Genomic DNA, 22,416 nt, shown 5'->3' on the forward strand with positions numbered 1-22,416 from the left:
CTTGCCCTTTTTGTTGTGTCTTTATCACTCTGCGACCACGGCATCGATCGCCGCAGGTAAGCGGATCTCAATTCGAGTCAGTAACTTAGCATCATCCACCACGAGATTGGTCTCGCCCTGTTGCGCCCGAGCAAATAAGCGCGCCGCATAGGTGCCAATGCCTACCCCTTCAGCCTTGCCTTGCGTGACATATTTTTCCCAAAACTGCTCACGGATATCGGCGGGCACGGCGCCCGTGTTTTCGATAGCGATCAGAACATCACCTTCGTGGCGCGATAGCGAAATTGCCACCTTAGTCTTGGCTCTTGCTGCCTCGAAGGCATTTTTAATCAGGTTGAATAACATAGGGTGACACAATTTAGGATCGCCCATCACATCGAAGCTACTGCAAGGATCTTCATCTGGAGACAAGTAAGCCACTAGTTGTTTGCTGTGAAAGTTGACCTGCGCCGCCTGTAGCAACTGCTTTAACATCTCATGCACCGAAAACCACTCGGCATCCAAGGCATATTGCCCCGCCTCGATACGCAGAATATCCGAGGTTAAATTCACGGTATTAATCGACTGTAGTGCCAGCTCATCGACTAAATTGATCTTGGGCAGCCACTCCTTAGGGAAGCTTTTATCCTGCGCGAGTTTTTGCGCCAAGGCGCTTATCGTCGCCAGCGGATTTTTAAGATCGTGGCTTATGATGCTATCTGCATTGTCTTTAAGTTGTGCCAGACGCAACAGCTCGTCGCACTCTTGCTGTAACGCCCGTTGACGCTGCACTTGCGCCAGCACATTCGCCAGCTTGAGCTTTAAGATCTCCGGCTGCACGGGCTTAGTGAGATAGTCGATTGCGCCGCCTCTTAGCCCCTGCAGATGATGCTCAACTTCACCGAGGGCACTGACAAAGATCACAGGGATCTCGGCCGATCGCGGCTCAGCTCTTAAGGCTTGCAATACTTGATGCCCGTCCATTTCGGGCATCATTACATCTAACAACACCACATCGGGCGGCGTCGCCGACTGGCAAATTTTTAGCGCTGCCTTACCGTCCTTGGCAAACAGCACCTTATAGTCGTCGTTTAACAGCCCCGCCATAAAGGCCAGATTATCCGGCATATCGTCGACCACCAGCACCACATTCAAGGCGGGCGCGGTTTCCGTTGCCGCCGTCGCGTCTATTTTGGCCGCCATCGCTGAAGATGGCGCGACTTGAGTGCGCTTATGGCGACGCGTAAGTGCCTGTAACACTCTGGCCTGCAAGGTCTTGGAGTTAAAGGGCTTGGCGATAATATCCGACACCCCATACTTCATCGCCACTTCCACTAAACCGCGATGGGCGTTGGCGGTCACTAGAATAATGGGCAAATCTTGCCATTTATCCTGTTGGCGCAGGCTCTCGAGTAACTCTTGCCCATGGCCATCCGGCATACTCCAATCCAGTAATAGGAGATCGATATGCATTCGCTGCAACATATCCAAGGCTTGGCGACCACAATCGGCTTGCACCACTTGACCAAAGCCGAGTTGGCGCAGCTGCTCGGCCATAATTTTACGCAGGGCATCCATATCCTCGACTATCAAGCACTGCATTTGAGTTAACTGCATGTCGTCACCCTCGCCTGTTGCGCCTGTTTAAGGGTTTGTAGTCGCACTAATGCCTGTTCAAAATCAAACAGTTCAACGTCCATTTTCAACTGTTTGAGCAGGCCAGAATCCCCCTGTAACTGCGGCGCATGGGTAAGCTTATTCACCCATTCCAAGGCATTGGTGTTGTATTCCAGCAGGCTTTGCTCTAACTGTGCCCACATGGCCGCGAGCGCCTCATCGCTTAACGAGGCTTCCGGCTTGATGCTATTGTTCTGCTGATGCCAGCTCTCTAAGCCACTGACTAAGCACTGTAACTCGGTTTGTAACGCCAATAACTGCTCATGCAGCTCCACCGTAAAACTCCGCTTCGCAGTCAGGCATTGCAGCTCGAGTTCACCAGCCTGGCGGCTGATCTCCATCGCCCCAACATTAGCGGCAACCCCCTTTAAGGTGTGCAAACTTAAGCGCAGCTCATCGGCGTTTTCCTCCTGCCAGGCGCGCTGTTGTTGCCCCAACAAGGTCTTACTGGTGTTGATAAATAAGCCCAACAAATGGCTATAGAGTGATTCGTTGTGATCACAGTGCGACAAACCATTTTGAATACTTAATCCCTCGAGCTGCGGTAAATCCTGCGCATGGTTCGAGCGTTTCAATACTAAGGGCACTGATTTTCGCTGCTTAGGCGTGATCCAGCGCGCCATCACAGTGTAGAGATCCTTCACATGCACAGGCTTAGTGATCTGATCATTCATCCCCACCGCCAGTGCCTTTTCAATATCGCCGGACATGGCATTGGCCGTCATCGCCAAAATAGGTAAGTTGGCAAATTGGGGCAATTCGCGGATGCGACGCGTCGCCTCGTAACCATCGAGCACGGGCATCTGGCAATCCATTAATACGCAATCGAAGTACTGCTGCTCAACTCTATCAATGGCCTCAAGCCCATGATTTGCCACTGTGACATTGATGCCCGCCTGGCGTAATAGCTCCACCGCCAACTCTTGATTGAGCTGGTTATCCTCGACTAACAACACCTCTGCGCCCGCCAGTTGGGTCTTAAGGGCATGCAGCGAATGATCCTGCTGCACTTGCCTGCCATCCTCACTCTGATGTCCCAGCAGGGATAACAGCGCATTACCTATGGCAATCGGCGTAAGCGGTTTAGTCTGCGATATGACTCTGTCATTATTTTCAATGAGTTGTCTAAGAGAGTCCTGATCGCTTAGCTGGCCAATCAGTAACATTCGCGATGCTTGATTAACCGCCAACGCTTCCAACAACTCAGGCACAAATGCACTGTAATCGCAGATCAGCAATTGCCTTGTGGGCGACTGTTTAAGTTGGGCGATCACTGTACCCACATCGGCACTCTCGACCTGCATGTTTGCCGAAACACCATGTATGGTCAAAAGCTTATCTAACCTAGGATGTAAACCGATCAGCTTAGCGGTTTCTCCCGCTAAGGGATCAAACAAAGCATTAGGATCATAGGTATCGGCACAATCGAGAGTGAGTCTGACATAAAAACGACTGCCGACGCCTAATTCGCTCTCACACCAGACCTCACCGCCCATCAGATGAGCGAGGCGCTTACAGATAGCTAAACCTAAGCCTGTGCCGCCATATTCCCGGGAAGTAGAGGCATCCACCTGCTCGAAGGAGCCAAAAAGAACCCCTTGTTTCTGCTCAGGAATACCAATGCCAAAATCTTCCACACAGAAGGTCAGCTCAACCTGCTCACCATGCACTTTACTCTCGCAGCTCAATACCACATTACTGTCGTTATGGGAGAATTTAACCGCATTATTGCAGTAGTTGATCAGGATCTGCCCCAAGCGCAGGCCATCCCCATGGTAGTAGCGGGGCAATTCGGGCGGCAGATCGAAGATAAACGCCATGTTCTTCTCTTCGACCTTATAACTCACCACATTGGCCAAGTTAGACAGCACATCATCGAGATCGAACACAGTGCATTCGATATCCATCTTCTCGGCCTCGATTTTGGAAAAATCCAAAATATCGTTGAGAATACCCAGCAGCGAGCCCGCCGCCTGATGCACTTTGCCCACATAATCCCGCTGTTTACTGCTTAACTCTGTCTGCAACACCAAATACGACATACCGAGGATCGCATTCATCGGCGTGCGGATCTCATGGGACATATTCGCTAAAAAGTCAGACTTAGCACGGTTTGCCGCTTCGGCGGCGTCCTTAGCGATGGCCAGCTCATCCTGAATTGACTTAGTATCGGTAATATCCAAGGCCCAGCAGAGGTTAGCATTCTGGCCATCCTGCACTGTGTGGTACGCCGTTAACAACACATCACGGCGTTGCCCTTTGCAATCAAATAGTTGAGTTTCAAAGACGGTACTGTCTTGGCTTAAATCCAATTCACTTATATGGCAACGGTAGTCATCGGGCTGCGCAAAAATCGGGTAAACGGATTGGCCCACTTGTAACCCTGTCATCTCGGTAATTTGCTCGTTCACATAGCGGCAGACGCCTTCGATGCAGATCCAAACGCCAATCGGGCTTCTACCTAACACGTGTTTGAGCAGATCCCGCTCACGTTCGAGCAAGGCATTCATCAGCATTCGTTCCGACAGATCGTGATAAGTGCCCAATACAAACAGCGAGCCATTGAGCTCGATACGCTTAAGCGTGACCTCAACATTGACGATTTCCGCCATTGAGGTCACAAAATCGGCTTCGAATCGCAACTGCCCCTGCTCCAACACAGTCTGTAGACGTTGTTCGAACAGGGTCTCGCTGTCGGTTTCGCCCAAGTGCGGTGGATAATAAACTAAAGTGCGACGACCAATAAGTTGATGTTTATGCTGATATTTAAGTAGTGATAACAGGGCTGAGTTACATTCAATAATCACCCCTTGCCTATCGGTAATCACACAGGCGTCGACCGCCGAGTCGAATAAGGCTTGGAACTTATTCATACTCAGGCTGAGCTGCTCTTCGGTGTGGATCCGCTGTGCGATATCTTTATTTAACCTTCTGTTTCGCAAGCTAAACATCAGCAGAACAAGCACAACGGCCACGGCAATTCGCACCGCCCAGTCAAATACTTGCTGCTTCTTGAGCCCCAGCTCATATTGCACGTTTACCCAGCGGTGCTGAATTTCACGTACTTTATCCTGAGGGATTTGAGCCAGAGCCTTATTTAAAATGCTCTGTAGCTCAGGCCAATCCTTACGCACCCCCATAGAGATACCAAAGCGGTAATCACTGGCAGACACAATTTGCAGTCGATTAAACTGTGGCGATTGCAATAAGTAAGCTGTGCTCGGGAAATTCACAAAGGCAGCATCGACTTGGTGTTGCTTCACCGCCGTTAACGCTTGCTCAAGATTTTCAAAGGGGATAAGGACGATTTCAGGATAATCTTCAAGCAGTTGTGTTTGTGTCACATCGCCCGAAACCACACTGACTGACTTGCCCTTTAGCTGCTCTAAACTGCTGGGATGTTCTCCATCGACATGGGTGACTATCACAGGCGGATATTGATTGATGGCATCGGTAAATAACATCCATTGTTCACGGCCAGCATTGGCCGAGGCCAGCGATAACATATCCACATCGTGCCGCTTAAATTCATCGATAGCTTGCTGCCAAGAACCTTCGTTATAGGTTTGGAAGATCAGCGGTACGACGCGGCTGATCTCGGCGAGATAATCCGCCATCATGCCACGGTGAATGCCGTTTTCATCAATAAAATCAATAGGTGCAGAATGAGGATCTATCCCAACCTTGACGATTGGGTTGTTGTTGATAAAGGCCCTTTCTTCCACGCTTAGCAGAGTCATAAAGCGGTGAACATCCATATTCGGGATCAAGCTGCCTAAGCGAAAGTCCACCAAAAACAGATTCGAATTTAGCGCAAGAGACACCCGAGAAAAGTCAGGTTGCAGTGAGTCAAAATCGAGTAACTCATAGTAATCGTTATAGTTATTGGGGCTTATGATCAAAGGCAAAACCTGAAACTCGAAGCCCTTAGCGCGAGTATCCACCCCGTTTAAATAATCAAATAGCAGCACAAGGCCAAAGGCGCCTTGAAACTCCACCCCGCCGACACCCGCAGCGACAGTGCCCTTTTGGATCCCTTGTGCCAATTGATGATTCCAACTTAGCGAACCAATATGGGGCATAGGGCGCGAAGTATCGGCTTCGGCCTCATGGGTCACCGCCATGGCCATAGTGGTGTTCATTGCAATCACTGTATTAATATTAGGATCTTGCTGTATCGCCTTAAGATAAGCAGCACGCGCCGCCGAAGCGCTCCAATCGGTATTAACGATCTTGAATTTGGCATTGGCAAATTGCTTGCTCACGGCATTTTTGAGTTCAGCGGTACGCTTTTGCACATCGAGATTGTCTTTACTTCCCGCGAGTAGCAACAGGTTCATCTGCTCGGAGATGGCTTCCTCCTCAAACATTTTTTCGAGCAGATTTTGCCCCAGATTGCTGCTATTCATAGTCACCTTACCAACCCAGTTAGGATTTTGGGTTCTTAAGGCCAATGAGCTTTGGGCAAATTCGGAGTTAATGGTCACGACGGGGATATTGTTGCGTTTGGCCTCCACTAAGAGGTCTTGCCCTATACCTAAGATAGGGACAAAAATAATCCCAGCAACGGCGTTATCTATCGCCTCATGCCCCAGAGCGAGTAAGGTTTCCGGCGTGCCATCGCCGTAGACGATGTCGAGCTGGATATTAAGATCCATGGCCGCAATCTTGGCAAACTTAGCGACTTGATTCCAAAAGGGTCTATCCGCCTCCAAAATCATACTCACCCTATGGCTATGGGCGAGTTTTTGCGCCGGCGTCAGTTGGGATAAAGCCTGACGATGCTCTTGCAGTGACATCTCATTGGCCGCAACCGTATTCGGCCACAAGCACAGTAAAGACGCCGACAGGCTCAAGAGACAGGCAAAATACCCCAGCGAGGAGATAACGCGCACGCTAGGTTTTACCCTTTGACGCTGGTCGCCAATGGCCGTAAAGATGTGTCGAATGGCCTTATCTAAACGACCCGAAAGAATGCCAAAAACGGCCATAACTTTTCCTCTTAGGTTAAGTTTCTTACCGTCCCGCTGGTATGAATGGTGTACTTAAGAATGAGAACAGACGAAATGCGAACAGCTAAAACACTGTGGATTCAATTGAACCCGAGGTAATGGATGGAACAGGCTTGGCCATTTGATCCATGAGGCCAATGGCACCTTAGCTCATAAAACAGGCAGTAATTGTAGAAAAAACCACTCACACTAAAAAGCATTAATCCCTAAAAGTGTGAACAAAACAAACCAAAAGATACAACATGATACATTTTTTTGGGTTATTATCTGGCCAGAGCAAGATTTAACCAGCTGTTAAATCCGTTATCTTATTTTCCGTCAAGCTTATAGCTACCGCCATCATATAACCTGAACGATGAAAACATAATCATCATAATTTTATAATGATTTTCATATTGTTATAAAACACTTTCATGGAATTAAGCAGCACTACCCGCCTAGTTTGGCACTGGCATTAACGGGGACGAATTGGGGTTTTCTCAGTCTCGCCACCGGATTAATACGGGAAACAAACCGACTCAGTAGAGGCGAAACCATGACTTCACTTGTCACTAAACCCATATTATTAGTGGTGGACGATACACCCGATAATATCCAGATTATTCACGGGATCTTGTCAGATCAGTACACGATCCGCGCCGCAACCTCAGGTGAAAAGGCGCTTAAACTGGCCAGCACCCATCCCCTCCCAGAGCTTATCTTACTCGATGTGATGATGCCTGAGATGGATGGCTTCGAGACCTGTCGTAGGCTTAAGCGTGACCCCATCACCAGCAAGATCCCAGTGATCTTTGTGACCGCCAAAACCGATACCATAGACGAGCAAACCGGCTTTGAACTCGGCGCAGTGGACTATATTTCCAAACCCATTAGCCCTGCGGTACTCAAGGTACGCACTCAAACCCATTTAGCCTTGAGTAATCAGGCGCGGCAACTCGAAGCCCTAGTGCAGCAACGGACGCAAGAGTTGGAATCGACTCGCCATAAAATTATCCAAAAACTGGGGCTGGCGGCGGAGTATCGCGATAACGAAACGGGCCTACATATTACTAGGATGAGCCACTACGGCCGCATTTTGGCCCAATATGTGTGTGATTCCCAAGCTTGGTGTGAGATGTATTTTACCGCGCTTCCGATGCACGATATTGGCAAAATCGGCATCCCAGATTCGATTCTGTCTAAGCCGGGAAAATTAACCGATGATGAGCGACGCCAAATGCAGCAACACGCTTCCTTTGGCGCGCAGATCCTCGGTGATGACGATGACCCGCTGTTATCCCTCGCCAAGGAGATCGCACTCTATCATCACGAACGTTGGGACGGAACAGGTTATCCCCACAGGCTGGCGGCTGAGCAAATTCCATTAAGTGCCCGCATTGCCGCCATCGCCGATGTCTTCGATGCACTCACCTCAGACCGCCCTTATAAAGTGGCGTGGAGTACACAAAAGGCATTTGATTATATTGAAGAAAATGCTGGCACTCAGTTTGATCCTAAACTCACTCGCGCCTTTATCGAGTGCAAAGCGCAGGTACTAGAAGTACAGCAACGCTTTGCAGAACCCAAAACAACCAGTGTTGTCGCTTAAACGCCTGACTAAAGTGAGAGCAAGAGGTAGACTCATAGTCATAGTGGCTAGAGATGGGGCTAACAGATGAATCCAGCAAAGGTAGTGCGCAACGAAGTAAAGCGATTAACGGATTTACCCAATATTGGTAAAGCCTGCGCAGCAGATTTACGATTACTCGGCATCGAGAGCCCAGAACAACTGTTAGGGCAAGATCCCTACGAAATGTACTCACGTATCAATAGATTAACTGGGCAAATCCACGATCCCTGCATGCTGGATGTGTTTATATCTGTCACCCGCTTTATGGCGGGTGACGATCCTAAACCTTGGTGGTTTTATACCGAAGAGCGTAAACAAGCGCTCACTCAGCTCTAGCTTGACTGCTCTTGCTCCCTTGGGGATTCAAGGGATTCGGTCACCAGCGTATGATCAGGCTCATCCCTTAACCACTCGCGCCAGATAGCAATCAGCAACGCCATCAATACCGGGCCGACAAACAGGCCAACGAACCCCATGGTTTTCACCCCGCCAATCAGTCCGAAGAAGGTCGGCAGGAAGGGCAATTTGATTGGCCCGCCCACCAGATTAGGCCTTAGGGTTTTGTCGACAATAAACAGCTCGATACTGCCCCATAGGAATAAGCCCACTCCCGCCGTCATATCGCCGGTGCCGACTAAATACAGTGAGATCAGGGTGAACATGGTTGGCGCGCCGCCGGGCACTAAGGCCATAAACGCGGTCAACACCCCAAAGGCCACGGCCGAAGGCACGCCGGCAATCCAGTAAGCAATCCCCAACACTATGCCCTCGCCGATGGCGATAAGCGTCATGCCGATAACGGTTGAACTCACAGTCGCAGGCACCACACGGGAGAACCGATGCCAGCGTGCAGGAAGAATGCGCTCGCCGACAATATCCAGCTGTTTGGCGACAGACTCGCCATCTTTATATAAGAAAAATAAGGTGATCAGCATAAACAGCAAGGTCAGCAACAGACCTAAGGTATTCCAACCCAATTGCAGTACCCAGCGGGAAATACCACTCAGATTCTGACCGCTAATGGCACTGACTATCTTGCCCAGTTCATGGGGTTCACCGATAAACTGCTGCCATTGCAGGGTAAGCCACTCGCCAATCCAAGGTAAATCCTTAATCCACAGCGGCACGGGAGCGCCATGCTGGTTGGCATACACCAGCCATTCCACCCAGGCTTTAATCTCTTGTAATGCATAGGAAAATACAAAAATCAGCGGCGTGATAAGCCCAACAATAATCAAGACCAACGCGACCGTGGCAGACAGCGCCGAGCGACCACCGCATTTAGCCATTAATTTTTGGTACAACGGCCAACTGGAGAAGCAGACGATCAGGGCGGCCAAGGCGGGAACTAAAAAATCGATAAAAAAGAAAACACCAGCACACAGCAATAAAATCAATAGGGTACGACCCACCGCAGCATTACTGATAATCTGTGCCATCCACATACTCCCACAATAGAATCCAACAACAAGGTGGAAAACTCGGCAGAGTGCCAAGCAACAACCAGCCTTTGGGCGTTCCCCATTCTGTGAGCCTGTTTATTGCGCAGTGCTTTCCATGGGCAACGACATTTAGCTAAAGCGTGAGTAGTGTATCAGTGGTGCTGGCATCCCCAAAGGCCTTCGAATGTCTCGAAGGCCAAATGGCTGAATCCTATGGCGCGGCCTTGAGCCTAGCGACAATTTTATCTGGCTGGCTAAAATCGGTAATACGCTCAATGACTTTACCGTCTTTGACCCAAAGCAATGTCGGGATATTGCGGATACTAAAGTGATTAAACAGCACACCTAACTCATCGATACTGAAATCGACGCGTGAAGGATAGAGCTGTTTAAAATCGGCAAGGGCTTTATCGTCGGTCCACAGATGATTCACCACCCCATGCCAGGCTTTATTCGGAAGCTGTTGCGCTAGCTTGTCTAAATCTTTCTGGGCGGCAACACAGGCCTTAGACATTTCAGGACGGCTCTCTGCCAAATACCAATCACACCAAGTGGCGGTAAAAAACAGTAAATGCTCACCTTGCTCCCAAGGTTTCAGCAACTTAGCAGCTTGTTCAGGGCTTGGCGCATCAGTGGTTTGTGCACTGAGCTCTTGGCCATTGGCCAACATATCGATAAATTTATCGAGGTTCGCATCCGACTCATGGCTAGTGTAAACCACCTCGCCTGCGCGATTGATTAACACGCTATAGGGCGTCCCGACCAAGCCTAGGGCCACACCCAATTCGCCCTCGTTATCCAGCCAGACTGGCATAGTCAGACCGAAACGAGAGATGACTTCGGCTATCTTAGGTTGTTCTTCGTTGATATTGATATTCAGGGCGAGGATATTGACCTTGTCCTGATACTTTTTCTGCAATTCCTCAAAATGCGGCATCTGCTCCATGCAGGGCTGACACCAGGTTGCCCAAAACTTAAGGTAAATCGGTTTATCGCCCGCGATGTTTTTGAAGGAGGTTTGCTGTTGATCTGGATAGGTTTTTAGCACTATATCTTGATAGCTTTTATCGGCAGCAAAGGTGGAAAAACTGATAAGGGCGAGGCAGGTAACTATGATTCGACGTAACAACATTAGCGTTATCCTTTCAGGTAGAGATCGCTCGCAACCACAAGGGTTGGTCGTGATATTCAGCCAGTGACATAAGCAATTACTGAGAACAAATACCAAATGAAACAGAGCGGCACGGAAAGACTGAGCCGCCCGGCCGTCAGTATAAATGAATAGGCCTATATTTTAGCCATGTAAAATATAAGCCTATTTGAGCAGAATCGACTCACTGATTGTACTGAGATAGCGAACTTATATTCTTCTTGCTACGACGCCTTATCTAACACAACACTTGAGGTTAAGGTATCGGCTAACGCTTGAGGATCCTCGACGACTAAGTTCACTACAGTCAATGACTCAGGTAATTGCCCCATAGCGCCGTAATAAACTTGAGGCTGCTTAAATATCAGCTGCGCATTCGCCTCACCACGGCCTAAGGTCAATATTTCAGGCGCGTCACTAGGCGTAACATCATCCTGTGAAGCCTGCGACACAGGAGTGCTAAAGTGTCCTAATTTCAGTTCACTAATCTGCGTGAAATCAACGGCCATAAAGCCCCACATACCGTTATTAATGATGAGCTTATCTGCCCTTTGGTAGAGCGAGTAATAACGACTGATCCGATAATTCGCCGCCATTAATAGGATGGAATACAAAAGCAAACCTGAAACAAATAGAGCCGCTATATGGCTTATCCCATCGAGTAAACTGTAGCTCACCGCAGAAGCAGCCATTAACCCCACGATGACAACTAATGCATGCCAAGGCTTAGCGCTGAACAAGTTGAGTGAGCCAATAGCCTCTGGGTGGCGACGGGAAAAGTAAGGAATGGCGTAATACCAACTGGCGGGCTCAGTGGCGAGGATTAAACCCAATGTCAGCCTCTTCTCATCGGGAATGGGCGGCAAGTCCGACTCTGACGGCTTGTAGGGATTAATTGACTCTCTTTTTACCGTTTCAGCACTCGGCTCAGGCTGCGCCATTGCGGCATACTGCTCAACGATAGCTAATCTTGGATCCCCCGATGCCTTTCTCGCCAGCCATAACCCCTTAATAATGCTCACCATCAAGTACAGCTCGATAAGGAGTAATACCGCAATAATGGGGTAACGTAGCCAAGCGATAAACTCGAAATACTCAGCCACTTCATGCGGATAGCTAAGCCTCGCCATCAGGCTACTCAAACTTAACACAACCAACATCTTCCAGGGCTTTTGCGCATCTATTTTGATAATCCAATACCAATAAAGCACTGGCAACAACACAAAATAGAGTGCAGTCACTATGGCTAAGGATAACTCTTCACGCGTGTTTGTAAGCTGCTCTGGCAGCAATTGAAAGCCTAGGACATATACCGCAATCGTCAGTAACAGAAAGGCAATGCGGTATTTAACTTGGCGTCTAGGTCGGATTTTTAGCATTTAACATCCCTATCAACGAGCATATTCAACTTAGGGATGTGACTCGATAACCCTCATCCCCATGATAATGAACACCAAACTCCTCAATTGGCTTAGTGGTTATATGGGGAGTGCCTAGCATGGAGACAAGGTTGAATTAAAAATAATCAGCCAGATAATGCTCCCATCAAGCCTAAAGCTAACTGCCGCGTCAGCTCAGCGGCGGGAATGTTTTGGCAACCACTGGCATTTTGTCCACACCATAGTGGGCTAAAATCTCCAAATCCCTGTCGCTCCGCCGCCGCTCTTAAGCCTGCAACCGCCGAGGATGCCAAGGGAAAATCTGGCACAGCCTCATTTATCGGCCCCATCTCGCCCATAAAGCGGTTCACTATGCCGCGGGCGGGTCGACCAGAAAATAAGTTCGTCAGCGCCGTATGCTGCGCAGCGTCGCTTTGTAGCGCCTCACGATGAATGCTGCTGGTGTTGCACTCTGGGCAGAGTAAATAGGCAGTCCCCACCTGCACCGCCGAAGCGCCCATTGCCATGGCGGTGCGCACTGTGGTGGCATCGACAATGCCACCTGCGGCAATCACCGGAATATCCACCGCCGCAATCACCTGCGGTAATAGACTAAAGGTCCCCAACTGCTCGGTTAAATCCTCGGATAAAAAGTGTCCTCTATGCCCTCCCGCCTCAAGGCCCTGGGCAATAATCGCATCGGCGCCGCGAGCCTCGAGCCAGAGCGCCTCTTCGACTGTGGTCGCCGTGGAGATAACTTTTGAGCCCCAGGATTTGATTTCCAGCAGCAATTCTTCGTCGGGCAGCCCAAAATGAAAACTCACCACCTCGGGCTTAAATTTGGCTAACACCTCAGCCTGCGCCTTGCTGTAGGGAGTGCGCTGGGCGCCAGCAGGCTGCGCATTTGGGTCGAGATTAAATTCAGTGAAATAGGGCATCAGCCGTTCGAGCCAAGCCGCTTGCTTGGCCGTCTGCGGTAAAGGCTCGCTATGGCAAAAGAAGTTCACATTGATAGGTTTAGTGGTATTGCTGCGGATTTCGGTTAACTCAGCCTCGAGTGCCTCGAGGGATAACATGGCACAGGGCAAGGAGCCCAATCCGCCCGCCTGCGATACTTCAATCGCCAGTGCACTGCCCTGCACGCCCGCCATCGGCGCTTGAATAATCGGAAACTGGATCCCAAACAATTGTGTTAGTCGGCACGGCATACTTCACCTCCATTGAATAAATCCTGTAGCGACTCGTGCTTGTTTTGCTTACAGCTAATGCGGCGATAAGCGACCGAGCCGAGTGCGAGTTGTTACAATCTACCAGAAAAATGCATCCCAATTACAGCATTTAGCCAAGCAGCAAAACTTGGCAGTGTTAAGCAGATGATAAAATGTCATCATTTAATGGATATTTCAGCCTAATTAAAAACAAAAATAATATCGTCAAAATTGAAATTACATTTGTATCAAGATAAAAAACACTTACCGACTATTTATAAAAAATCCCGTGATATTCGCCGCATTAGCTAATTAAAAAACTATTTCAGCATATTTAAATCACTTATGATCCGGCCCCATTTTTTGGAGGCTATATGCTATTAAAAAACCGTCTATTTTCGACAAAAATAATCAACCAACTTATTATCTGTTTACTACTGATGTTTACCACGTCAGTTGCCTATGCAAAAAATGATGATAAGGACGATGAGATCACCTTAGGCCGCACCCTATTACTCGGAATTGGCGACCACCCAGCAATCATCCCGCTTATCATTTGCCGCCAAGCCAAACACATTAGAATCAAAGCAGAAAGAGACGTGAGTATCGATCGCGTCGTCGTCACCTATGGGGATGATAAAACTCGTACCGTCCGCTTTGATACTGAGCTAGGAAAGGATGAGCACAGCGAATGGAAATCCCTCGGTGCCCGTCGCTGCGTGAAAAAAATTGAAGTGTATGGTAATTCCGACCGCAGTAAAGCGGGCATTAAAGTATTAGGTCGTAAGTAAGACTTATCTATTTAATTATTCCATCTTTATTCAATATTGGAATTGAGCAATATATCAATGAATTTTCGTGCAATATTATTGTTATTACTCGGTATTAATTTGACCGCATGTGTGACTTTTCCAACCGAGGAATCGGCACAGGTTAAAATATTATGGGAAAACTCTGTCGCCATCGAAAACTGTACCTATAAAGGCACAGTCATTGGCTCGCAGGGGCATTTTTATGATTATTGGCTGCACAGTGATAGGGATATGGTGTGGGGCACACTCAACGAGCTACGCATCAAAGGCCATGCGCTCGGTGCCGATACGGTTTACCTCTATCAACCGCTTAAGTTTTTAGGCTCAGTGACCATGATGGGCAATGCTTATCAATGTGCTGAGACTCATGCTTCTGAGGCCAAAGCTTCTGGGACCAAAGCTTCTGAGGATAAAGCCTCTGAAGCTCTAGAGTCGACGAGTCCGCCGTCGCAGACAAAGACCGCATCGAGTCAATGAGTTGAATGTTGAGCAGGTTTTTTATGAGTTTTGAGCGGCTATCAGGCGACACGCCTGATAGCACTCATACAAACGGAGAGGGAAACTTAAAACAGGTAATCGGCGCCTAAACCAACAAACAGTGCTAATCCCGCCCAGTTATTGTTGAGGAAGGCTTTAAAGCAAGGAGCTCTTTCGCGGCCAAAAATTAACATCTGTTGGTAAGTGCTAAAACCAACAAAGGTAAGCAGTCCTAGACCATAGAGCTGGCCACGGTCGGCGCTCCAACCCGCGGCGATAAAACACAGCAGTGCAGCAAGTTGGAATAATCCAATGATTTGGCGGTCGTACTTGCCAAAAAGAATGGCGGTCGATTTGATACCGACCTTTAAATCATCATCCCTATCGACCATGGCATACATGGTGTCGTAGGCCACAGTCCAGAACCAATTGGCGGCAAATAACCACCAAGCTTCGATGGGCACTTCACCGGTTTGCGCCGCATAGGCCATGGGAATCGACCAGCTCCACACCACACCTAAAAACATCTGCGGCATGTTCGTTACCCGCTTTGTAAAGGGGTAGATAATGGTGAGGATAATGCCGACAACAGAGAGCTTAACCACTAAGCCATTGAGCAGTAAGACCAAACCAAAAGCCGCTAAGCCTAAGATCACAAACAGCAATAGCGCTTCTTTAGTGCTGATTTCGCCACTGGCGAGGGGACGGGATTTAGTGCGTTCAACGTGGGAGTCGAGGTCGCGGTCGGCATAGTCGTTAATAATGCAGCCGCAGGCGCGCATGATCACCACACCGATAATAAAGATAATCAACACTTTAATATCGGGCATTCCACCCGCTGCTAGCACCAGCGCCATTAAACAGGGCCAGAGTAATAACAAAGTGCCGATAGGACGGTCGAGTCGAGTCAGGCGGGAATACACGTCCCACTTCTGCTTTAGATTCATTAACTAGCTACTCCCAAACCTAATTTTTTATCTCGGTTGCTAGGGTAAGCATCATATACCCTAGCCACCTTTTAAGCGAATTTGCGCAGGCTGAAGCTGTCACAAAATCATGACATTGATGCCAATCAACGCGCCTCTAAACGCGCGTAGGCCACCACCAACCACTTACTGCCAAAATCACTAAAATTCACCTGCACTCGCGCCTGCGCGCCACTGCCTTCAAAGTTTGTCACTTTACCGTCACCAAACTTGGGATGATGCACTCTTTGGCCGACGCTAAAGCCGGTATCGTTGGCGACCGCGGACTTTTGCGCACTGAAGCGATTATTCGCCATCGGGGTCGACACCTGCGCCTTTAAGCGAATTTCGTCCACATATTGCGGCGGAATTTCCTTAATAAAGCGCGATGGACGGGCATAATCTTCGCGGCCATAAATACGGCGCGATTCGGCATAGGTGATATAGAGTTTTTCCATCGCGCGGGTCATGCCCACGTAACAGAGGCGGCGTTCCTCATCGAGTCTATCGCCCTCTTCGAGCGCCATTTTGCTCGGGAAAATGCCCTCCTCGACGCCCGCCATAAACACCATAGTAAACTCCAGCCCCTTGGCCGAGTGCAGTGTCATTAACTGCACCGCATCGGTAAAGGCGTCGGCCTGACCTTCGCCCGCCTCTAATGCCGCGTGGGATAAGAAGGCGTTAAGCTCGCCCATATCCTCAAGCTCCTCTGGCATTTCGAAGGTGCGCGCCGCGGTGACGAGTTCCTCTAAGTTTTCGATACGGGCGTGGGCCTTCTCACCTTTTTCCGCCTCATACATGGCCTTAAGGCCAGAGGCTTGGATCACTGTGTCCGTCATCCGGTACAGCGCCATATCCTGGGTTTCTTCCTGCAGGGTGACGATAAGATCCATAAAGCCACGCACCGCAGAGGCGGCGCGGCCGGCCAGCACTTTTTCATCCAGCAGACGTAAACAGGCCTGCCATAGGGTGAGTTCCTGCTGACGGGCGGTCGAACGCAGAATATCTAAGGTTCTGTCGCCAATGCCGCGGGGCGGTGTATTAACCACGCGCTCGAAGGCGGCATCGTCATTTTTATTGCTGATAAGACGCATATAACCCATAGCGTCTTTAATCTCTTGGCGTTCGAAGAAGCGCAGGCCACCGTAAATACGATAGGCTAAACCTTTGTGTAATAAGGCTTCTTCGAGCACCCGTGATTGGGCGTTTGAGCGATATAAAATCGCGCAGTCACTTAAATTGCCGCCTTTTTCGTACCAATCATTGATACGGCCGACAATAAAGCGAGCCTCGTCCATTTCGTTAAAGGCACAGTAGAGGGAAATCGGCTCACCATCGGCTTCGTCGGTCCACAACTCTTTGCCTAAACGCTCGGGGTTGTTGGCGATAAGGGCGTTAGACGCCTTCAAAATATTGCCCTTGGAGCGGTAGTTTTGTTCGAGGCGAATCGTAGTCGCCGTCGGGAAATCCCGCAGGAAGCGGTGCAGGTTTTCAACCTGAGCGCCGCGCCAACCGTAAATGGATTGGTCGTCGTCACCCACTATCATCACGTTAGCCGTTTGGCCGGCCAGCACTCTAATCCACGCATATTGAATGGCGTTAGTATCCTGGAACTCGTCCACCAGAATATGCTTAAAACGCTCTTGATAGTGTGCCAGCAGATGCGGTTTATTGAGCCAAAGCTCGTGGGCACGCAGCAGGATTTCGGCAAAGTCGACTAAACCTGCGCGGTCGCAAGACTCTTGATAAACCTGATAAATCTTCAGCAGGTTTTGCTCAATCGGGAAACCACCCGCATCGATATGCTTAGGACGAAGACCTTGGTCTTTCTTGCCATTGATATAGGCCTGCGCCTGACGGGGAGGATATTGTTTTTCATCCAGATTCAAACTTTTCAGGATGCGTTTCAGCAAGCGCACCTGATCGTCCGAATCGAGAATTTGGAAGCTCTGCGGTAATCCCGCATCTTGGAAGTGAGTGCGTAACAGACGATGCGCTAACCCGTGGAAGGTACCAATCCACATCCGCCCCATATTAGTGCCCGCGACCTTCTCCACCCGCTCACGCATCTCGGCCGCGGCTTTATTGGTAAACGTCACGGCTAAAATTGAGTAAGGGCTCTGCTGTTCGACCTGCATTAACCACGCGATACGGTGGGTTAATACTCGCGTTTTGCCACTGCCTGCGCCCGCAAGCACTAACATGCTGGATTGCGGTGCCGCGACAGCCTCGCGCTGTTTATCATTCAGGCCGTCTAGTAAAGAAGATACGTCCATTCTCGCCTCCAAAAAATCGAGGGGGCAGTATAACAGAAGAAGCGCCCAAGGCATGCCACGAGTTTGAGCTCAATCACAGACAATTCATTTGACTCAAAGGCCAAGTTTGGCTTGAATTGATTGATACAACTCATTAACAACTAAAGTATGACTCGATGCCAAGGGACCTGAATGCATTATTGCTTTAACGCTTTTGTGTTGGATACCCAGAACCGAACCTTGTTCTGCAACCACCAAAGGCTCCACTGCGACGAGCGCGTTATCCTGTTACTCGCACAGTTGATCGACGCCTATCCCGCCCATTGCGACCAAGCCTGCTTGCTCGAACATATTTGGCCCAATACCGTGGTGAGCAGTTGGTCGGTCGCAAGATTAATCTCGGATACCCGCAAACTCTTCGAGTCAGCAGGCCTTAAGGTGCCCATTATTCAAACCTTGCATGGCCGAGGGTATAGACTCTCCCCCGATATCGCCGCCATTATTCGCTCCGATGCCGTTGCCAATAGTTTTACCGCTCAAGACCACTCACTCGCAATAACAGATAACGCCACCAGCGCAGCCAACTCGAATACACTTCAACCCGCGCAAAAAAAGCCCTATTTCACCCTGCCAGGATTAGTCTTGATTGCTATCTTGTCGAGCGCAGTGCTTGCCCTACTCTTTTATAACCAAATCGAACGCAGCGGCCCATTAGTGTTGGCCGAGCCGCATAACGTAAAGGCACGCATATTGTGGGTCGATGATCACCCAGAAAATAATCAGGCCGAGCGCCAATTTTTAGAGCAAAAAAAGATTGGGGTTTACACCACCAAAACCAGCAGCGATGCACTCACACTGCTCAGTTTATATAGCTACGATGCCATTATTACCGATATGGGCAGAGGCTCGGATCCCCTCGCAGGCCTTAAACTCATGCAGGCTATCCGCGATCGCGGCATCAACACGCCCATTTACCTCTACACCATCATGCCCTCCGAGGCGCTAAGACAAAAAGCCCAGGAACATGGCGCGCAGGATATTGCCGTCGAAGCCGAAGACTTATATCAACACTTGATGCCGCTTATCCGTTATGCCGATGAAGGCGTGGAGTAAAGCCGCGATCGACTCTAGCAAGTTTCACTTCAATCTATTGATAGTATTCACTTTCAAAAACATTCAATAAGTTTCAAAGACAAAATCCCTCCCGAGGATTTATATCTTGTTCAGGGTTCAGCCACTGATCCCTTCTGCATATTGCTTGCGCTCATGCCCCAAACGATAACTGACGACCATCCCGCCATGGGATAGCGAATCGTTGCTGATATTTACTCAGTAGCCTAAAAGGAATTTACATAATGAAGCCAATCTATCGACTCACTGTTCCCATTCTCTTAGGTCTCACGCTCGGCGCCTGTGGCGGGAGTGATGATGACGATGAGGACCCTAGCCCCATTGAACCCCAGCAGTTTGCCATTAAGGGAACCGTAAAAGGGCTGACCAACACCCTAAAACTCACCCTACAAACCAATGGCCAGACAGTGGAAACCCTTTCGGTTCAAAGTGATGGCACAGATAAGGCCTTTGCATTTTCAAATATGCAGAATGAAGGCGTTAGCTTTGCCATTACCGTTAATACGCAGCCAACGGCACAAACCTGTACCGTCGCCAATGGCAGCGGCACCTTAAGCCAGAGCAATGCCGAAACCGCCCTCGTCACCTGCGAAACCAATGCCAATGCCGAATTAACCGGGATCTTTAGGGACAGCCCAGTCGCCGGGATCCATTATCAAACCGACAGCCAAACCGATGGCACCACCAGCGATATTGGTGAGTTTCAATACTTACAGGGGGAACAAGTCACCTTTTCGGTCGGCGCGATTCAATTTCCCAGTACAGTTGCCGCGCCACTCGTCACACCCACCGAAATTGCAGCGGGCAATGAGGTCACAAAGGTAAATATCCTGCAATTGCTGCAAACCTTAGATCAGGACTGTGATGTCGAGAATGGCATTCAAATCAAGACCTCACACCATGATCTGCTCGCCAATACTGTGTTAGATATCAGCAGTGCCGATTTTGATACCCAACTCAACACCGCCTTTGCCAACCTCGGTTCTGGTTTGAGTCTGATCAGCGAAGCCCAAGCCCTTAACCATTTCGATACTTCCAACCGTAATCTGCTGCTAGGTAGCTGGCTGCTGTCGGAAGGAGAAGGTCAAAGCAACATACTGACCTTTATCGACCATAGCCGTTATATATTGATCCACGAGCATGCGGGTGATGGCGATCAGGGCGCAGCCTCGGTCGAATACGGAAATTACACTTGGGACAGTGTGACGGGTAGTTTCAGTGTGAGTCTCATAGCTCAATCCGATGGTTCCGGCGGTCTCTACGATGAAAGCAGTGTCGTTAACAAGGCGATGGTAAGCCTCAACACCCTCACACTCAGCCTCACCGACAATGGTTCGTCAAGCATCACACTTACGCGTATTGAAGATGCTAGCGATGCGTTAATCGGCACTTGGCATGTGTACGATCCCGAAACCGATAACGACAGCTTTGTGACTTTCCTGCCCAATCAAGCCTATGCCATTGTGCATACAGCCAATTCCGACAGCTATGAGGGACAATCACCCCAAGCGCAATCGGGGGAGTTTGGTCATTACGTTAAAGATGCCAGTGGCTATAAGTTTACCGCCAGTGTCGAGTCCGACGGCCCTAATGGCCTCTATGATGCCCAGTCAGCCGACGCCCATCAGTTTTCGTCCATCAGCACCAGCCAATGGGGCGAGATGATGGCGACTGAAAATGGCCCAGACGGCGGCACTTTTACCTTAGATAAGGTCGGCAGTTTTGTGACAGAGTTAGTCGATAAGCCTTCTTCCGCCGCAGGTACCAGCCTTGGACGCATCACCTCGGTACGGGATATCGAAGGCTTTAGTTACGACGCCACAGTCAATCGCCTGCTGCAATTTGACTTAACCTTTGCCACGGACACGCAAAACCGCTGCACCACTGAGTTCGCCAATGGCCAATGCGGCGCGCGTTATAACATGTTGGTGCAGAATGTATCCGAGAATGATATGGGGGATGTGATTGGCGAAATCAGCCTGAACGAAGTCACCAGCAATGCCCAAGTGAACAGCGATTTTTATATGACGACCGCTGGCACACTGCACTTTGCCTTTAGTGGCAGTCAGACGATGACCATCAGCCCCTTGTTAGGCAAATCTTGCCAAGGCAATCAACGCGCCTTAGTGAGTTTAACCGATACCAGCAATAACCAATCGCTTTGGTTAGTCGAGCTAACCCCAGCCGCCCTATAGCTAACGCTATCTTCCCTTTGCCGGGCTATGTTCTTCCGTAGTCCGGCATTTTTTTATTCTAAAAACTATGAAGTCTAGCGAAAACCGCAATTACCTATCGAACAACGCGAAATCGAACAACTGAAAACGAGCCATATATGGCTGATTTAATTTATTAAGTACCAGAATACTGATTTATTTCGAAACAAGGTTCTTCATTATCTTCAATAAGGATTAAGCACTTTCATTTCAGTGACACGCAGCAAGCACGTCCCTGTGTGCTCGACCGTGACATCCATGTCACGGACGGTCACTTTCATGACAGTGCTTAATCTCGCCAAACCCGACAGTAATCTGAACCCTTTCTTACAAGCTTAGACTCTGAAAATTTAACAATTGGTGGCTCGTTAACTCCTTTCATTTCAAATAAAAAACATTAAAATTAGTCACTTATATAATCCATTAGGTAGATAATAGGTTTGGGAAACGCGCATGCGCGCTTTTCCAGATGGCGTATTTGATAGAAAGCTGATAAGTTCTTTACATACAGATAGTTAGCCGTGCTCGTTTTCACTAATCTAGCGAGGTAAACGCGCATGCCCACGAATAAAATGTTATGTCATCAATGTAGTGAACATTTTTATCCTAAAAGGGACTTTTAATGAAATTTTACCCATACTCAAGATTGAAATCGGAGAATTTGAAACCCTTGCTTTTCGCTACCAGATTGTTGGGAATATTTAGTTACCTGTTGTTTTTAACAACATTTATTCTAATTATAGCTATTCCATTTCTCGGTTCAGAAGCAATAACGAAAGATTTAGGCGGAGGGATGACAATGTCTTTTAGCACTCCAGATACTAGTGGCGCAGCCATAATTGGGAGTATTTGGAGTCTGGTTAGTGCTATTTCTTTGCTTGCTTTTAGCGGTTTGTGCGGCGCTGTTGTTTCATGTGAATACAAGTATACGAAGCAAATTGACATAACCAAAGATTGAAGACGGACAAAAAAGTGGTTTTTGTCGCTTAATCAAGCGTTAAATGTTCACAAGTCTACGAGCTCGAAATCGAAACTGTAGAAAATGATGCTCTCACCGTGGCAGTTCAGAGGTGTAACGGTGAGTTCGTCCTTTGGCAAAGGAGGCTT

15 protein-coding genes are annotated in these 22,416 nt (G+C 49.0%); 7 read left to right on the plus strand and 8 right to left on the minus strand.

What is annotated here, in order from left to right:
• Positions 1–24: 24 nt before the first annotated feature.
• Together M0415_RS11760 and M0415_RS11765 are read right to left on the minus strand one after the other, a co-directional pair.
• Positions 25–1,596: a response regulator gene (locus tag M0415_RS11760; RefSeq protein ID WP_249553456.1), complete on the minus strand. Its 1,572-nt coding sequence runs from the start codon at positions 1,594–1,596 to the stop codon at positions 25–27.
• On the minus strand, positions 1,587–6,647 hold the full coding sequence (locus M0415_RS11765; protein ID WP_249553455.1) for a response regulator: 5,061 nt from the start codon (positions 6,645–6,647) through the stop codon (positions 1,587–1,589). Before M0415_RS11765 ends, M0415_RS11760 begins: the two co-directional genes overlap by 10 nt.
• A 556-nt stretch (positions 6,648–7,203) precedes the next feature.
• On the opposite strand from M0415_RS11765, the gene M0415_RS11770 reads away from it, so the two are divergent.
• On the plus strand, positions 7,204–8,256 hold the full coding sequence (locus M0415_RS11770) for an HD-GYP domain-containing protein (RefSeq protein ID WP_249553453.1): 1,053 nt from the start codon (positions 7,204–7,206) through the stop codon (positions 8,254–8,256).
• A 66-nt stretch (positions 8,257–8,322) separates the two neighbouring features.
• Positions 8,323–8,613, plus strand: coding sequence for a helix-hairpin-helix domain-containing protein (locus M0415_RS11775; RefSeq protein WP_249553451.1), 291 nt, complete (start codon positions 8,323–8,325; stop codon positions 8,611–8,613).
• Here M0415_RS11775 and M0415_RS11780 read toward each other — a convergent pair.
• The 4 genes from M0415_RS11780 to M0415_RS11795 form a co-directional block, all read right to left on the minus strand.
• Positions 8,610–9,716, minus strand: coding sequence for an AI-2E family transporter (locus tag M0415_RS11780; RefSeq protein ID WP_249553449.1), 1,107 nt, complete (start codon positions 9,714–9,716; stop codon positions 8,610–8,612). The genes M0415_RS11775 and M0415_RS11780 overlap by 4 nt on opposite strands.
• 214 nt (positions 9,717–9,930) lie before the next feature.
• Complete coding sequence (locus tag M0415_RS11785) at positions 9,931–10,851, minus strand: TlpA family protein disulfide reductase (RefSeq protein WP_249553447.1); 921 nt, start codon at positions 10,849–10,851, stop codon at positions 9,931–9,933.
• Between the two features lie 242 nt (positions 10,852–11,093).
• Positions 11,094–12,248, minus strand: a complete 1,155-nt coding sequence (locus M0415_RS11790; protein WP_249553445.1) for a hypothetical protein — start codon at positions 12,246–12,248, stop codon at positions 11,094–11,096.
• Between the two features lie 146 nt (positions 12,249–12,394).
• A complete protein-coding gene (locus M0415_RS11795) occupies positions 12,395–13,456 on the minus strand; it encodes an NAD(P)H-dependent flavin oxidoreductase (RefSeq protein ID WP_249553443.1) in 1,062 nt (353 codons plus the stop codon).
• Between the two features lie 374 nt (positions 13,457–13,830).
• Here M0415_RS11795 and M0415_RS11800 point away from each other — a divergent pair, with 374 nt between their 5' ends.
• Positions 13,831–14,247, plus strand: a complete 417-nt coding sequence (locus M0415_RS11800) for a DUF2541 family protein (protein WP_249553441.1) — start codon at positions 13,831–13,833, stop codon at positions 14,245–14,247.
• Between the two features lie 57 nt (positions 14,248–14,304).
• On the plus strand, positions 14,305–14,745 hold the full coding sequence (locus tag M0415_RS11805; RefSeq protein WP_249553439.1) for a DUF4156 domain-containing protein: 441 nt from the start codon (positions 14,305–14,307) through the stop codon (positions 14,743–14,745).
• An 86-nt stretch (positions 14,746–14,831) separates the two neighbouring features.
• Here M0415_RS11805 and ubiA read toward each other — a convergent pair whose 3' ends face one another.
• Both ubiA and uvrD read right to left on the minus strand, forming a co-directional pair.
• Positions 14,832–15,692, minus strand: a complete 861-nt coding sequence (gene ubiA / locus M0415_RS11810; RefSeq protein WP_249553437.1) for a 4-hydroxybenzoate octaprenyltransferase — start codon at positions 15,690–15,692, stop codon at positions 14,832–14,834.
• A gap of 125 nt (positions 15,693–15,817) precedes the next feature.
• Positions 15,818–17,986, minus strand: a complete 2,169-nt coding sequence (uvrD, locus tag M0415_RS11815) for a DNA helicase II (protein ID WP_011715677.1) — start codon at positions 17,984–17,986, stop codon at positions 15,818–15,820.
• A 171-nt stretch (positions 17,987–18,157) separates the two neighbouring features.
• On the opposite strand from uvrD, the gene M0415_RS11820 reads away from it, so the two are divergent.
• The 3 genes from M0415_RS11820 to M0415_RS11830 all read left to right on the plus strand — a co-directional run bounded on the left by M0415_RS11820 (position 18,158) and on the right by M0415_RS11830 (position 22,267).
• The gene (locus M0415_RS11820; protein WP_249553435.1) at positions 18,158–19,078 is read left to right on the plus strand and encodes a response regulator; all 921 of its coding nucleotides are present in this window, start codon (positions 18,158–18,160) and stop codon (positions 19,076–19,078) included.
• 242 nt (positions 19,079–19,320) lie between these two features.
• Complete coding sequence (locus M0415_RS11825) at positions 19,321–21,291, plus strand: hypothetical protein (protein ID WP_249553433.1); 1,971 nt, start codon at positions 19,321–19,323, stop codon at positions 21,289–21,291.
• Positions 21,292–21,931: 640 nt separating this feature from the next.
• Positions 21,932–22,267: a hypothetical protein gene (locus M0415_RS11830; RefSeq protein WP_249553431.1), complete on the plus strand. Its 336-nt coding sequence runs from the start codon at positions 21,932–21,934 to the stop codon at positions 22,265–22,267.
• Positions 22,268–22,416: the final 149 nt, after the last annotated feature.

This window comes from Shewanella sp. 10B (assembly GCF_023475885.1).
GTDB classification, from domain to species: domain Bacteria; phylum Pseudomonadota; class Gammaproteobacteria; order Enterobacterales; family Shewanellaceae; genus Shewanella; species Shewanella mangrovisoli.

What these genes read in the sequence shown, in the direction of transcription:
- M0415_RS11825 (WP_249553433.1), top strand. Translation starts at nt 19,321, where the DNA reads ATGAAGCCAATCTATCGACTCACTGTTCCCATTCTCTTAGGTCTCACG.
- ubiA (WP_249553437.1), bottom strand. Translation starts at nt 15,692, where the DNA reads ATGAATCTAAAGCAGAAGTGGGACGTGTATTCCCGCCTGACTCGACTC.
- M0415_RS11780 (WP_249553449.1), bottom strand. Translation starts at nt 9,716, where the DNA reads ATGGCACAGATTATCAGTAATGCTGCGGTGGGTCGTACCCTATTGATT.
- M0415_RS11760 (WP_249553456.1), bottom strand. Translation starts at nt 1,596, where the DNA reads ATGCAGTTAACTCAAATGCAGTGCTTGATAGTCGAGGATATGGATGCC.
- uvrD (WP_011715677.1), bottom strand. Translation starts at nt 17,986, where the DNA reads ATGGACGTATCTTCTTTACTAGACGGCCTGAATGATAAACAGCGCGAG.
- M0415_RS11805 (WP_249553439.1), top strand. Translation starts at nt 14,305, where the DNA reads ATGAATTTTCGTGCAATATTATTGTTATTACTCGGTATTAATTTGACC.
- M0415_RS11795 (WP_249553443.1), bottom strand. Translation starts at nt 13,456, where the DNA reads ATGCCGTGCCGACTAACACAATTGTTTGGGATCCAGTTTCCGATTATT.
- M0415_RS11785 (WP_249553447.1), bottom strand. Translation starts at nt 10,851, where the DNA reads ATGTTGTTACGTCGAATCATAGTTACCTGCCTCGCCCTTATCAGTTTT.
- M0415_RS11820 (WP_249553435.1), top strand. Translation starts at nt 18,158, where the DNA reads ATGCATTATTGCTTTAACGCTTTTGTGTTGGATACCCAGAACCGAACC.
- M0415_RS11770 (WP_249553453.1), top strand. Translation starts at nt 7,204, where the DNA reads ATGACTTCACTTGTCACTAAACCCATATTATTAGTGGTGGACGATACA.
- M0415_RS11830 (WP_249553431.1), top strand. Translation starts at nt 21,932, where the DNA reads ATGAAATTTTACCCATACTCAAGATTGAAATCGGAGAATTTGAAACCC.
- M0415_RS11790 (WP_249553445.1), bottom strand. Translation starts at nt 12,248, where the DNA reads ATGCTAAAAATCCGACCTAGACGCCAAGTTAAATACCGCATTGCCTTT.
- M0415_RS11765 (WP_249553455.1), bottom strand. Translation starts at nt 6,647, where the DNA reads ATGGCCGTTTTTGGCATTCTTTCGGGTCGTTTAGATAAGGCCATTCGA.
- M0415_RS11775 (WP_249553451.1), top strand. Translation starts at nt 8,323, where the DNA reads ATGAATCCAGCAAAGGTAGTGCGCAACGAAGTAAAGCGATTAACGGAT.
- M0415_RS11800 (WP_249553441.1), top strand. Translation starts at nt 13,831, where the DNA reads ATGCTATTAAAAAACCGTCTATTTTCGACAAAAATAATCAACCAACTT.